Source organism: Spirulina sp. LEGE 11439, assembly GCF_059821285.1.
On sequence record NZ_JCAMRX010000013.1, the window covers coordinates 80,895 to 95,306 of the forward strand.

Genomic DNA, 14,412 nt, shown 5'->3' on the forward strand with positions numbered 1-14,412 from the left:
ACTCAAAGTTTAGTTGTTTCGTCATGGGAGTGAGTAGGTTTTGACCTGCGCGATCGCTTTTGGCGATAATGACCCAATTGATTAGAAAAAGGTGATTCCTCATGTTCGTGCAAAAATTCTCGATGCTAAGCGTATTATTGCTTGTTTTAGGTAGCAGTACAGCCTTAGCAAGCCCTCTTTATCTGGAAAGCGGAAAGATTCCTCACAACGAGATACAACTGGCTCAAAATCGACCCGGAAGAGGTCAGCAAGAAGACGCTCTTAGCGAAGCACTCAACTTAACTGAAGATCAGCAAGAACAAATTCAAGCCATTCGCCAAAATTATCGCCCTCAAATTCAGCAAAAACGCCAAATGCTACAAACATTGCGCCAAGAATTAAACGATCTTTTTGCGAGTAATGTTTCCGCAGAAGAACTCCGCGACAAACAAAGCGAAATCAGTCAATTTCGAGAAGAAATCAATAATTTGAACTTTGAAAGTATCATAGAAATTCGTGAAATTCTTACTCTCGAACAGCGCCAGCAATTTCACAATTTTATGCAGCAACGCGGTAGCGATCGCTCTCGACGCAATCGCTAGAATAAAGAGCAGTAACTTGCAATTTTTAGAGAGAAAGGTAAAAGAATCGGAGCCAATTTTTCTCTTACCTAGTACCGATTAGCTGTATAAATTAGCAACATATTCCCCATACCCGTTATAGGGCAAAGTTTCGCGAATTTCCCAATCAAAATTAGGAGTATCGCCGATAAATTTTTCTCTGGCTTGAGACCAACGGGGATGGGGTTTGTTCGGGTCTACATTAGCAATAAAACCGTATTCATGAGGAATGAGAGTATTCCAGTAAGTGGCGGGTTGACTGTCGGTAAACTCAATTTTAACGATTGATTTTCCTCCTTTGAATCCATATTTCCACGGCAAAACCATACGAATTGGCGCACCATGTTGCTTGGGGAGTTCGCGACCGTAAATACCGATCGCAAAAAAGGCGAGTTCGTTGGCCATTTCCTCCAAACTCAGTCCTTCTTGATACGGCCAGGGTAATGAACCTAAATGAAAACCGGGACCCGTAGTAATTTTGGGGTCATAAAATGAGGAAAAGCGCACGAATTTAGCTTGAGAAGTCGGTTCAACGGCTGCGATTAAATCCTTCATGGGAAAACCAACCCAAGGTAATGCCATCGACCACGCTTCCACGCAACGAAAGCGATAGATGCGTTCTTCAATAGAAAACTCTTTTTGTAGGCTATCGAGATCGTAAGTCCGGGGATTTTTAACCAGTCCAGTTACTTCTACTTGCCAATTTTCCGTCGGCAAATTTTGAGCAGCACGCCATATTGATTTATCGCCACCAAATTCATAAAAATTATTGTAACTGCTGGCTAGACTTTGATTGGTCAGAGGGCGATCGGCTCGAGCAAAAGCGGGATTTGTGGGTAAGGGTTTAATTTCCGGTAAATTAAATGTGGACTCGAGGTCGCTGATTTGGGCTTGGGATTTTTGGCAGCCTAACAAAGTCGTCGCAGTCGCACCGATTCCCGCACCGATGATACTTTTTAGGAAACGGCGGCGATCGCGATACAGGGTTTCTGAGGTGGCTGCCGTTTCGGGTAATTGCCAAGAAGGAGGGTTTTTAAAGAAGGTCATGAAATTTTGGGGAGATTCACAACAGAAATTCTAACACTTTTTATTCTTTGCTTCTAATTAATGATTTGCGGGATTTATTAAGACCTTTTTAAGGTTATTCTTATTTCTTATCCAACTTATTCTCAGGTAAAGGGCTTAGAGGAAGTAATCTTATCTTTGTTGTTTAGATCGCGATCGCATTTCAAGAATTCTCCTTTTTCCAAAATTTGCGATTGAACAATTCATCTATATCATGAGGAAAAGGACAAAAATCGGGAAAATCGATATTTGGGTAATCTTCTCGTACATTTTTAAGAGCTTTCTGATAAGTTTTTGGTAGAATCTCAACAAGAAAATTATTTAAACTGGGAGAATCTTCTAGCTCTAATTCTAGACGTTCTCGAAAGTTTCTAATTTCAATTTCCCAACCGCGATAACATTCAGGGATCTCAACATAACAGCGTTTCAATAAATGCTCGCATAAACGCAGTAAAAAACTACGCATTGCCCGACGTTGACTTTTCCCCAATGTTTCCACCTCTTCAATTAAATTTTCTAGATCGACTCGGGCAAAATCTCCAGATTTTAACTGGTTAACTGTCTCTTCGATCCAAAGAGAAAAATCTGAATCATAGAGGGTTTTTAGTTTGGTTAAGGTCATATTCATTGCCTGCTGTTTGTCAAAATAAATGTTTAAATCAAATTTTTATCGATGATTGCGATCGCGCGATCGCTAAAATAGAGTTTTGTATCATCTAAAGTAATACTAATTTATTGACTCATTTTTTGCTTTAGCTGGTAATATGCGAGCAGAATTCTTAAGTATTTTATCGCATCTAACAAAAAGATGAGGCACTGGAGTAGAACGTTTGCATTTTTGGCGTTGATATTTGTCAATCTTGGGAGGGGAAACGCGATCGCAACCATTCCTCCTGAAAATCAAGGCGATTTTTCACAAACCAATGCTCAATTCGGGACTATCCCTTCTGAATCTTTACGTCAACCTGTACAATTTCGGTCTTTAGGACGACGGGGAGAATGTCGCAAAATTCGGCGCGAAACACAGATTTACAGTGCAAATAGTATTAGAGCTTTAACAGGATTTTTCTTAAATGAAAATGATATTGTTCGGCTTTTGGAAAATGAGATCAGAGGACAAAGATTAATTGCAATTTACGATCCATTACGTCAATTTATAGGCTATGTTGAAACGAGCGAACTCAAATTTTGTTCTTTTGTTCCTTCCACTCCATTTTCACAAGCAAATTTGCCACGTCCTCGTTCGACTGAACGCGTACAAGAATTTGAGATCGGATCACCTCCTCCCTCCTCTGAACTATGTCAAATTATTGTAGCAACATCTCTTTATAAATCTCCCAGTTTGAATTCTAAAAAGAGGGGAAGTTTAAATGTAAATGAAGTTGTTGAGGCCGATTATGAAACAAATGCTACAGTAGATAATGTTTTGTGGATTCGTATTGTTACCGAGCGAGGTAAGTCTGGTTGGGTGATTAACCAGCATGTTGGTTGTCGCTACACCAATCTATTTTAACTAGTTTTTCCATATCTCCATTGAAGTAATTTTAAAGATTTGGTATTATCTCATTTGAGCCATTGATTATACTAGGATGAATAGGATGATTGGGACAGGTCTGACGATAAGTTGATATATCTTCACTAAGATAACGCCTCCATTCTCTAGCAGTCAAATTGCGATTAATTCGGGAGCAAAGTGTTTTCCATAATAATGCAGATTTTATATGAGTAACCCTAACCGTATCACTGACAGTAGCAATATAGTTACCATCCGGACTAAATGATATAGCATAGATATGGCTCTTATGAGCAATACGGGCAATTTCTTTTTTACTCTGAATGTGGATGACTTTAGAGGTTTTATCATTGCTGGCAGTAGCAATATATTCTCCATCTGGACTGAATGATATATTATTAACTAAGTTTTCATGGTTAATGCGAAAAATTTCTTTTTTATTCTGAATGTGGATGACTTTAGAGGTTCTATCATTGCTGGCAGTAGCAATATATTCTCCATCTGGACTGAATGATATATTATTAACTAAGTTTTCATGGTTAATGCGAAAAATTTCTTTTTTACTCTGTATGTGAATAATTTTGGCGGTTGTATCCTTACTAGCAGTAGCAATATATTCTCCATCCGGACTAAAGGCAACAGTATGCACAAAATCTTCATGGTTAATGTGTAAAATTTCTTTTCCACTCTGTATATGGGTGATTCTAGCAGTTTTGTCTTTACTAGCAGTGGCAATATATTCTCCGTCTGGACTGAATGATACATCTAGTATTGGATTTTTATGGCTAATGCGGATGATTTCTTTTCCACTCTGTATGTGAGTGATTTTAGCAGTTTTGTCATAGCTTGCAGTGGCAATATATTCTCCATCTGGACTGAATGATACATCTAGTATTGGATTTTTATGGTTAATGCGGATGATTTCTTTTCCACTCTGTATGTGAGTAATTTTAGCAGTTTTGTCCTCACTGGCAGTGGCAATATATTCTCCATCTGGACTGAATGATATACTATAAACGAAATCTTCATGGTTAATACGAGCAATTTCTTTTCCACTCTGGATATGAATGATTTTGGCAGTTTTGTCATAGCTTGCAGTGGCAATATATTTTCCATCTGGACTGAATAGCACCGCTATAACTAGCTCTTTATTAGCAATATCTTCATTCTTGGAACGACTAATTTTAGCGGTTTTGTCCTCACTAGCGGTAGCAATATATTCTCCATCTGGACTAAATGATACATCATTAATTGTGGCTTCGTGGTTAATGCGGATGATTTCTTTTCCACTCTGGATGTGAATAATTTTAGCAGTTTTGTCCTTACTAGCAGTGGCAATATATTCTCCATCTGAACTAAATGATATACTATAAACGAAATCTTCATGGCTAATGCGAGCAATTTCTTTTTTACTCTGTATGTGAATAATTTTAGCAGTTTTGTCCTCACTGGCAGTAGCAATATATTCTCTATCTGGACTAAATAATACATCTAGTATTGGATTTTCATGCTTAATCCGAGCAATTTCTTTTTTGCTCTGAATATGGGTAATTTTAGCTGTTTTGTCATCGCTGGCGGTAGCAATATATTCTCCATCTGAACTGAATGATACAGCACGGACAGTATTTTCATGTTTAATTCGAGCAATTTCTTTTCTACTCTGAATATGGGTAATTTTAGCAGTTTCGTCATCACTGGCAGTGGCAATATATTCTCCATCTGGACTGAATGATACATCTAGTATTGGATTTTCATGCTTAATCCGAGCAATTTCTTTTTTGCTCTGAATATGAATGATTTTGGTAGTATTGTCTTTGCTGGCAGTAGCAATATATTTTCCATCTGGACTAAATTCAACAGCATAAATAGTACTTTCATGTTCAATACGAATAATTTCTTTATCACTCTGGATGTGGGTGATCTTGGCAATGCTATCTTTGCTGGCAGTAGCAATATATTCTCCATCTGGACTAAATTCAACAGCATAAACAAAATCTTCATGGTTAATATCAGTGATGTGTTGAGGCAATAATTTTAGGCTGTTTCGCAAGGCTACATTCACTTCTACTATTTCAAGTTTTGCCTTTTCCATCAATCTATATGCTTCTGCTGCTAATAAAATTCCTGTATCGTAGGATTGGTCGAGCAGTACTTCTGATTGAGTTACTAACTGTTGAATCTTGGCTAGGCGTTCATTTTTTTGAGCTTCAATCCCAAAATAAACACTTATACTTCCCAATACTGCAAAAATCACTGCAGATGCAATTGCCCCCCAAGTTAACCATCTTTGCAAAACAACTTGCTGTTTCTCTACTTCGATTTGCTTTATTTGTAAATCTTCTATTGTAGATGAGACTGATGCCCAGATAAACCATTTTTGCAAAATAATTTGCCGTTTTTCCGCTTCGCGATGCTTCTTTCGCAATTCTGCTATTTCTCGACGAGATTCACGGTTGTAGCGATCGCGAATCAAATCGACCAAATAATCATGAATTAACTGATAGCGGTTTTCCGGTTTGTCCTCCACTTCTACCACTAAACCTGATGTCACCATGATTTCCAGCACTAACATTAACTGCGCCCGATCGCGTCGCATCAATCCCTTTAAATCTGACTCTAACTCCTCCACAGTTTTCCAAAGTCGATGACCTTTTTCATTAGTGAGATAGTAGAAAACCAAATCCGCAAGTTGTTCATTCGGTTTTCCACAACTTTCCACAACTTCCGTTACATAGCCTTCAATTAGTGCCTCTTTTCCGCCAGCTGCCTCATAAGCTGCTAAGGTTTGAATAGTTTCTCGCTGCATCTGTTCCCCGACAATTTGTAACTCAATGGGGCGAACTGAAAGATGTTCTGCGGCTAAATCAGCAACCAAGCGATCTAATAATTGAGATTCTAAAGGGAACTGCGATCGCGCGGTCAAATGCTCAATAATCTCCCGTGCTTGGTCTCGCGAAAAATTCCCCAGAGGATAGCGAACGTTACTGCTTAAAATTTCTCCTTTGATACAGTCTAAACCGGGACGATCTAAGAGTTTATAAATCGCATCCAAACGCAGAGAAAAGATGACTTTCAGAGGCAAAATTGCTAAACATTTCCCTAGAAAGGCGAAAAAATCATCTCGTTGTCGCTTTTTGGGATAAACAAAGAAAAATTCTTCAAACTGATCGAAAATCAAAACCGGGCGTACTTTATTTTCTTCGCATTGGTGAAAAAAACTTAAAATTTCAGTGCGTTGTTTTTCCGACTCTTCCCGATCTAACGAGGATGCACTAACCAAAGGCATATCTCTTCCCGGTGATTGATCCTCTTTTTCTTCACGGATAACTGATAACTGATAACTGATAACGGATTCCCAATTTTGATAAGTACGCATATAGATGGGCAAAATACGATCGCTTTCCAAACCCGCTTTCACCTCTCGCAAAGCTGGAATCAATCCCCCACTCACCAGCGAACTTTTCCCTACCCCAGAGAGACCGTGAATCACCGTAACCTTACAATCATTGCGCCCCATTCGTTGCACCAATTTCTCTAAATCGAACATCCGTCCCGATGCTTCAATTTCCGCCGCAATTGACGATTTTTCCCCTCGTGTCAATACTGCTAATAAATGTTGCTCTTGCTGAGGTTGTACGCGACTGGCTCCCACAAACGCCCGCAAGCCAAATTGCGCCTCGATATCCCGACGATGGCGCTTATGGCGATAAGCCTTCACATATTCCCCTTGCTGAAAATATCCTTTTTGTAGAGCGTGCAGAATTTTCAGATATAGCTCTAACTCGTAACGCGGTTGAGTTTCCGCCAAAGCTACTTCCAACATCTCTAACCCTTGTTTAACGCGACCTTGACCCCATTGCGATCGCGCTAAAGCAAACTTGTAACCCGCTTGATGAATGTACTCGCGATCGCTCTCCACTTCCTGCAAATCCGAGGTAATCCTCAAGGCTTCCCGCGCCCGATACTCGGCTTCTTTCCACTGCGATCGCGCCAGTGCCACCTCAGCCAAAAAGCCGCAAGATCGCGCCAGTTTAAAAGGATTGGGATATTTTTGATGGAGGCGATAGGCATCCTCTGCTACTGTTGCCAAAGTGTCCCATTGTTGCAAATGTTCGAGGGCATCTCCCCACGCATTGATAAACTTGCCGGTAAAATCGTCCCGCCCGATCTGACGAAACTGAGCGATCGCTTGGGCAAAATTCGCCTCTGCCTGTATCCATGCCGTCTCGGTTTCCCGGTGATGAAGAACGGTTTGCACTCGCCACCAATCCCCCAAACAATGGTAAATAATCCCCTTGCGATCGCTGGCCTCCAGTCCCTCCCGTAACGCCAAACTCTCCTCGTAATAGCGCCGCGTTTCCCCACTGAGATAGCCGCTTTCTCGTCCCAACAGAAACGCTAAATCTGCCTGAATTTCCGGGGCGATCTCCTTTAACTCTTGTTTTGCTGAAGTAAGTTCTTGCTGTAAAATGCGATCGCATTCCACCTTCGTCCCGCTTAATAACCGCGTTGCCCCTTCATCGAGTAAGCTCACAAATGTTTCTTCTGCTTCTTTCGCGATCGTCTCGAGCCAAATCTCAGGAGGGACGGGAAAATCTCGCACCGTCCCCACGCTTTCAAAATCCGAAGCCACGCGAGATAATCGACTCAGAAGTGTATCGCTAACCCACAATATGAGAGGAAACGGGAGATTTTTAATATACGCATCGCGATCGCGGTTTGCCTGTACCAATAACTCATCCAAATTGTTCGCCATCTCCAAACCCAACACCATCAAGGCTTCGGGATATTCCCCCGCAAATTCCTCTTGAATGCGTTGATAAAGCTTTGTTTCTGGCGGATCGAGGGTTAATATCGCGATCTCGAGAGGATAAGCAGCTTGAATTTCTACGATCGCTTTCTCTTGCCACTGCAAAGAATTACACTTGGCAAAAAAGAGTTTAAATTCCCCTTGAGAAAGCGCGATCGCCCGAGCAAATTTCTCGAAAGCAGATTGACTCACAATTCCAACTCCTCCGCATCCACCAATAAAGGATTCACGTCAAACCAAGATAATCCCTCCGCATCGCAATATTCAAACACAAACCGACTGCGAATGAGCGCTTGATAGCCCGCAGAATCGCTGACTTTCTTAGTTTGCCGCACCCGCCGCAATAAATCCCATTCTGCATCAGAAACCGCCTGTTTGACATTATTTTGACGCTCTCGAATTACATCCGTTAGAGCCTCTCTTGTTAATGGCAACCCCTCACTTTCCTCAATCCAGCGATTGAGCAACCGCAGCAGATCGCGAACGTGACCACCACTGGTTCGACACAGCCGATCTAAACTATCGGGAGTCTCAAAAATTGTCCCAATTTCCTGCCAGCGATCGCCCGCATCGCGATCGGGTAAAGCACGCGCTAAAACCATTTGTCGCAAACGTGCCATTCCTTCCTCATGTTCGCGATCGTCCTGATGTCGCACGGGGATCATGGGCAACACTTGGGGATCGTCAAAACGTTGAGTTAACATTCCGTAATCGTTGGAAAACTTCAGCGCTAAGGGCATGGTATAAACCATATGACAAGCCAGCCGCGTCAAGTATTCCCCCTGATCCACAAAGAGATATTCGTGTTGACCTCGCTTCCAAGATTTCTGACGAGGATCGAGGCGATCGAGATTGTCTGCAATGACGACCAAACCAGCTTTATTTTGCTGCTTCAGTTTCGCGATCGCGGGTTCGATCAATTCCCGATTAATCGCCTCCAGCAATTGAATTTTTAACGGTCCCAAATATTGATTCAGTTTTTCTCGCAAACGCGCATCACTTTTTGCCCGTCCGGTAATAGTGGCAATTCCCAACGCCAGAGAAAACTCTCCTTTTTTGTTGGTCGCCAATTTAATTTCTGGCAATCCCGCGATCGCAGGCAAACCCACATCAAACTTAGAAATTTCCACCTCTGATAATAAAATCTTCGCGGCTCCCCGCAACAACTCCATAAAAGTCTGAGGTTGCCCAATACTCATCCCTTCCAAACTCTGACTCAACCGACGCGCGATCGCCAGCAAAACATCGCTAATATCCACATCCGTCATTTCCAAGTCTTCACTCGACTCGAAATAAACCACATGAAACCCTTCTTTTTCCAACTCTAATTTGAGGTGTAAAAGTTCCGTGGATTTCCCACAGCCGATATGTCCGGTAAAAAGCGTACAAGTTGGCTCATCTGGCGAAAAGAACGAAATCCGACGAGTCAACCGCTTAATCAGATCCACTCCACGCACGGCAGAAAAGTCAATATAATATTTTCGGTCTTCTGGCTTAGCAATTTCTAGAGTTCGACTGGGATTCGTGGCCCGATAAAATAGGCGCAAGTCTACGGTCATGATTTAGCGATCGCTGAATATTCTCAACCCATCCTAGCAAAGGAAAGATCGAGGGCGATCGCAAGGATTTAATTCTCTGGTAAGAATTCAGGAGATAATATTTGTCTCATCTCATAAGGACAAATTGCAGGAAAGGACGATAAACCCGTTTCTTTTTCTGCACCAATCACTGCGAGAGGATAAATTTTTGCTTGCACATCCTCAAGACTGGATTTGAGACTGGGATTTTCTTCTAAGAGCTTTTCGAGACGAAGGCGCTGCTCTTTTATCGTTAATTGCCAACTGCGAGAGCGTAAATTCGGTTGAAATTGCCATTTTAATAAGTGCATAATCAAAACTTCCAATCGACTTGCCAATTGTCTTTTTTCCGATCGCCCCATATCTTCAATTTCTTCAGCAATACGATCCCAGTCTATTTGACTCACTTGTTGGTTTCTTAAGAGTTGAGCTTGTTGCTGAGTCCAACCATAAAAATCAGTGTTGTAGTCTATCAGATTCATCGTTGTTATATCTGTATCTCATGCACCCAAAACTTTTAAGTTTTTTCAATCGGTAAATTCATTAAAAACGAGCGCGGAGAGAGTCGAACTCCCGACACCCAGAACCGGAATCTGGTGCTCTATCCACTGAGCTACGCGCCCTCGTATCGTTCCAAGATAGCATAAAATAGAGGCGCATGGGTTATTTGCGCCTCGAAATAGATTGAATTGGGGTCAGGCGCGATCGCGATCGGTACGATCTAACGCATAATGAGCGATTTTTAACGTATACCGCGCTCGCTCGACCTCGGAAAGTTCTTCCCACGGTTTCACCTCTGATTCCTCAAATTTTGTCCCGCGCATGGCATAAGCAAGGGGACGTGCAAACACTTGCAAATCTTCAACGGCCCACTCGGATAATAAAGGCTTGACGCATTCAACGAGGCGATCGATGGGAGATAAACCTGCATCAGTTAACTCTTGTACCCTTGTGGAAATCGTCTCTAACCAATCTGTCGGGACGCGATCGCCAAATTTTTCTTGTAAAGAAGATACACCAACCGTGGGGATCGGGAACTTTTCCCAACAGCGATCGAGTCTGGAAAAGAAGTCTTGCGATCGCGGTAAAATGTCTTCCGACTCCGACCAATCTACTAAATTAAAAGTCCCTTCGATAGCACTCAAATAATTGTCCGTTGCAGGATCGGCGGGATTCCAAGGAAAAATGGACTCCTCGGCTAAAATCGCCTCTAATAATTCACCCTGCATTTGTGCGATGTTTTCGTCGCGACCTAGCTCGTCCGTATTGCGATCGTTCACGATCTTCCTCCTGTCGTTGTTGCTGACACCTGATGGATTGTTGGAGGTATCTACACGCTCCTCTGATGATGTTCCGCAGCAGTTGCTAAATTTATGAATATTAAGGGCAAAATATAGAGATAGCGATCGCGTTTCCAGACAATAGATTGTGCGTTGACGGGTCAAGGCGATCGCTCGTTTCCGGCCTTACGGAATGATAAAGGGGATTATTCCGATTTTATTTTGCCAGCAACTTTCTCTTTAAAAAGTTTTCCGGGGCTGAATGCAGGAACGGTGGTTGCAGGAATAATAATTTCAGCACCGGTTTGAGGATTGCGTCCGGTGCGCTCTTTTCTATCCCTACCTTCAAAAGTCCCAAATCCAACCAGAGTCACCTTTTCTCCATCAGCGACGGTATCCATAATGGTTTCAATGGTCGCCGTCAGGACTTTATCCGCCTCTTTTTTAGTCGTTGTCGCTTTTCCAGATATGGCGCTGACTAATTGTTCTTTGTTCATGGTTGCTCGATCGCTAATGGTTTTTCAATCTAGACTAGTAGCTCATTGTATAGGACGAAAGTGTTATCAGTTGGAGATTTGAGATAAATTTTGGCTTTTATCGGCGATCGCATGCAGTTGGCAGATATCTAGAGGGGTCAAGGGTTTGCCGTAATAGGGAGTCATACTGGCTTGTTTCCAGCCCTGCTTAAAGGCTTGAAAGTATCGCTGTAGGGTTGCTTGAGGGCATCCCGTCAGTCGGTGGATTTCAACAATCGTTCGACCTTGGAGGTGCAAAGCAAGGACAAGGTAAATTTTTCCTTTAGAAATTTTTCTCGGAGCGGTGAGATAGCGATAGGGTTGCAAGAGATAAACTGGCATATTGGGATGCGATCGCGCGCGTTTGAGGGACAGACCGACTCGTGCTGTTATCCACAAAGGAAGCGCTACACGCTCTGTGGGTTGAAGAAAGAGAGGAAGAGAGGAATTCTCTGCGCTGTAGGGTGCGATCGCGTTATCTAATTCTGCAACAGAAGGATAGCCGGTCTGTTGCAAAATATAATTAACGCAATTACAAGAGCCATTAACAATACTTCCATCAGGTTTTTCAAGAGAGCGTAGCAAAATCCCTCCGTAGGTTTTATCGTCGCCGAAAGTTAGATCGACTCCTTTAAATGTTCCACCGCGATAACTATTGCCTTGACGATGAAAATACCAACAATTTTCGCTCAATTGTAAGGAATGGCAATGAGCAAAAGGATCCGGGTGTTTTGAATTGTGGTAATAAAATTCTATTTCAACAATACGATGATTTTCGCCGGCGATCGCAAGATAAGTTTGATTGAGAATTTTTTGCGCGATCGCAGTAAAGTTCATTTTGATTATTGGTTACTGAGGGTTAGTTATTCGTGATAATTTCTTCGATCTTGTTCAGTGCAATTTTGATGCCTTGTTCTGTAATTTCAGAAAACTTTTCGCCAAACTCGAAGTTAATGGCTGGAACAAGAATCCAATAGGCTTTAGGAGTAGCTTGATAGAGTTCTTGCGTTAAAGAGAGGAGATATTGCGGGGTGTTATTATGTCCTAATGAAGAAGCGATCGCTCTGGGTTCTAATGATTGAATTTGCACTTGAGAAGAAGTTTCCGAGGTTACAGGAGTTGCATCGATAAAAACCGTAATACTAGATCGGGAAATATCATCGGCGAGTTCTGGTGTGAGTTGATGAACGGGACGCGATCGCACATTTTCTCTATGCCAGTTTGCTACAAGTTCTGCGACTTTTTGCCCTGCACCATCATCACTTCGTAAGGGATTGCCATAGCCGATAATCAAATAAGTCATTTCAATGAACAATTATCAGTATTGTTTAATATTATATCAAAGTCTCAATTGTCTTATAATTCCTAAGACAACTTGTTTTAATCGATAATTTTGAGATAATTCTCCTGTCAGCAACTGTTTGAGCAAAAATCGCCAAAAAGAACTAAATGCAACTCTTAATAAATATTGAGAGGCTCTTTGAATCACAACATAAGATAAGCTCATCAATATTAGTTTTATATCCACACCATCGGGTTGAAAAAGCTCCCAAAGATAAGGGAGAGAGAGCAAAGATAATCCCCAAGATAAAATACTCAGCCATAATTTCCCTTCTAATTGTAATTTTTCTAATAATTGTTCAATTAACCAATAGTGTGCGGATGCTAAAGCGATCGCGAGTTCAGGCTGTTCCAAATAGCGACGATCGATTTGATATAAAATATCTCCATCCAGAGAAATCAGACTTCGCAGAACTGTTTCTTCAAGATTATTTTCTAGATAATACGTTGAGATATTAATACCGCAATTTAAACCGCTATATTCATCAAACAAAAGATAATAGCGCAAGTCCGCCAGAAATTTAGGTTTAACAAAAAGAGAGCGACCTTGCGATCGCGCCTGCTGAATTTGAGCTAAAACCTCCGCATTGAGATGAAAGCGAATGCCATGATAAACAACTCTGCGATCGGATCTGCGTTCCTTCAAAAAACGAATATAACGTTCTAAATGAAGGGGATTTTTATTATGGGTTATAGGTTGTTGGTTATGGGTTATGGTTTGCTGGTTATGAGTTATTGATTGTTCGCTATTCACTGTTCATTGTTCACTGTTCACTGTTTACTGTTCACCGGCGGAGAAAATCAAAAAATCCGCCTTCGCGTTGATTGATGGCTTGTTGTACCAAACCCAAGAAGAATTGAAAGAGTCCTCGCCATTGTTTTTCTCCAGAATCAACGCTTTGTTGATGGAGTTGTAAAATTAATTCTCTCTGAGGATGATCTAAAATTTCTTTAGCATAGCGATTAATCATATCTCCATCTAATTGCACGATCGTTTGAGCATAAATCATATCTGTATTCATCCCGGCGTGTAAGTCTTTAAAATTGCGATCGGGATTTTCTGCTTTTAGGCGTTCGACTTGACGTTTTTGGTTATCCAAACAAGCTTTTAGTTCCCCTGTCTTGCGTAAAATTCTGAGAAAACGACCATTCGCAAGCAGTTTTTGCACTCGCAGAACTTCGGATTTTCCTAATTGGTTGTATTCGGGTGGATGAGGATTGGGGAGAAGAATGTTTTCAGGGGACTCGCTTAACATTTCCAACATTCGTTCGTCGTATAACGCAGAAGTGGGTTCTGAGGCAATTAACGCATACTCGAAGGCTAATTTCTTGCGTAACGATAGATAGCGATCGCGTTCGCTTTTGGGAATATTGCGGCGACGAAGTTCGGCATCATTAATGTCATAAAGGCTGCGATAGGTTTGCCACGGAACGAATTTATCTCCCGTAATGCGATCGACGATCATGGTATTGACTTCTAAGGCCGTAATATCGATCAGAACTTCGCCGATCGAACGGGCAAAATTCTGAAAAATTTCTCCTGTTTTTTCTTTAGGATTGACAGTCGCGGTTTCAATTTTTTTCATTGCACTGGGGGAGTTCGTTTCTCGAGGAACGTTTGGGCGCTCTCGAGGGGGATTTTGGCGCGTTCTGGGATTAGAAGAGCGTTGTGGTTTATCAAACATAATTTTCCTAAATAATTGAATGAATGA

13 protein-coding genes and 1 tRNA gene are annotated in these 14,412 nt (G+C 41.7%); 2 read left to right on the top strand and 12 right to left on the bottom strand.

What is annotated here, in order from left to right; genetic code table 11:
* Nucleotides 1-122: 122 nt before the first annotated feature.
* A complete protein-coding gene (locus AC6RV6_RS11575) occupies nucleotides 123-581 on the top strand; it encodes a Spy/CpxP family protein refolding chaperone (protein WP_500240992.1) in 459 nt (152 codons plus the stop codon).
* Between the two features lie 78 nt (nucleotides 582-659).
* Here the strand turns inward: AC6RV6_RS11575 and msrP are convergent, their stop codons facing one another.
* Complete coding sequence (msrP, locus tag AC6RV6_RS11580; RefSeq protein WP_500240993.1) at nucleotides 660-1,646, bottom strand: protein-methionine-sulfoxide reductase catalytic subunit MsrP; 987 nt, start codon at nucleotides 1,644-1,646, stop codon at nucleotides 660-662.
* Between the two features lie 181 nt (nucleotides 1,647-1,827).
* Nucleotides 1,828-2,286 carry a DUF29 domain-containing protein gene (locus tag AC6RV6_RS11585; protein ID WP_500240994.1) on the bottom strand — a complete coding sequence of 153 codons (459 nt, stop codon included), beginning with the start codon at nucleotides 2,284-2,286 and terminating at the stop codon, nucleotides 1,828-1,830.
* Nucleotides 2,287-2,472: 186 nt separating this feature from the next.
* On the opposite strand from AC6RV6_RS11585, the gene AC6RV6_RS11590 reads away from it, so the two are divergent.
* Complete coding sequence (locus AC6RV6_RS11590; protein ID WP_500240995.1) at nucleotides 2,473-3,177, top strand: SH3 domain-containing protein; 705 nt, start codon at nucleotides 2,473-2,475, stop codon at nucleotides 3,175-3,177.
* A gap of 31 nt (nucleotides 3,178-3,208) precedes the next feature.
* Here AC6RV6_RS11590 and AC6RV6_RS11595 read toward each other — a convergent pair whose 3' ends face one another.
* The 10 genes from AC6RV6_RS11595 to AC6RV6_RS11640 form a co-directional block, all read right to left on the bottom strand.
* A complete protein-coding gene (locus tag AC6RV6_RS11595) occupies nucleotides 3,209-8,179 on the bottom strand; it encodes a WD40 domain-containing protein (protein WP_500240996.1) in 4,971 nt (1,656 codons plus the stop codon).
* Entirely contained in the window at nucleotides 8,176-9,546 is a 1,371-nt protein-coding gene (locus AC6RV6_RS11600; protein WP_500240997.1) for a P-loop NTPase fold protein, read from the bottom strand. Before AC6RV6_RS11600 ends, AC6RV6_RS11595 begins: the two co-directional genes overlap by 4 nt.
* A 68-nt stretch (nucleotides 9,547-9,614) precedes the next feature.
* Complete coding sequence (locus tag AC6RV6_RS11605; protein ID WP_500240998.1) at nucleotides 9,615-10,046, bottom strand: DUF29 domain-containing protein; 432 nt, start codon at nucleotides 10,044-10,046, stop codon at nucleotides 9,615-9,617.
* Between the two features lie 68 nt (nucleotides 10,047-10,114).
* Nucleotides 10,115-10,187 (bottom strand) — tRNA-Arg (locus AC6RV6_RS11610).
* A 72-nt stretch (nucleotides 10,188-10,259) separates the two neighbouring features.
* Entirely contained in the window at nucleotides 10,260-11,009 is a 750-nt protein-coding gene (locus AC6RV6_RS11615) for a hypothetical protein (protein WP_500240999.1), read from the bottom strand.
* 41 nt (nucleotides 11,010-11,050) lie between these two features.
* Nucleotides 11,051-11,341 carry an HU family DNA-binding protein gene (locus tag AC6RV6_RS11620; RefSeq protein WP_500241000.1) on the bottom strand — a complete coding sequence of 97 codons (291 nt, stop codon included), beginning with the start codon at nucleotides 11,339-11,341 and terminating at the stop codon, nucleotides 11,051-11,053.
* 66 nt (nucleotides 11,342-11,407) lie between these two features.
* Entirely contained in the window at nucleotides 11,408-12,196 is a 789-nt protein-coding gene (locus AC6RV6_RS11625) for a hypothetical protein (protein ID WP_500241001.1), read from the bottom strand.
* Nucleotides 12,197-12,218: 22 nt separating this feature from the next.
* Complete coding sequence (locus AC6RV6_RS11630; RefSeq protein ID WP_500241002.1) at nucleotides 12,219-12,662, bottom strand: hydrogenase maturation protease; 444 nt, start codon at nucleotides 12,660-12,662, stop codon at nucleotides 12,219-12,221.
* A gap of 36 nt (nucleotides 12,663-12,698) precedes the next feature.
* Nucleotides 12,699-13,454 (bottom strand): hypothetical protein, encoded by a 756-nt coding sequence (locus AC6RV6_RS11635; RefSeq protein WP_500241003.1) that lies wholly within the window; start codon nucleotides 13,452-13,454, stop codon nucleotides 12,699-12,701.
* Nucleotides 13,455-13,485: 31 nt separating this feature from the next.
* A complete protein-coding gene (locus AC6RV6_RS11640) occupies nucleotides 13,486-14,385 on the bottom strand; it encodes a DUF8581 family protein (protein ID WP_500241004.1) in 900 nt (299 codons plus the stop codon).
* Nucleotides 14,386-14,412 lie beyond the last annotated feature (27 nt).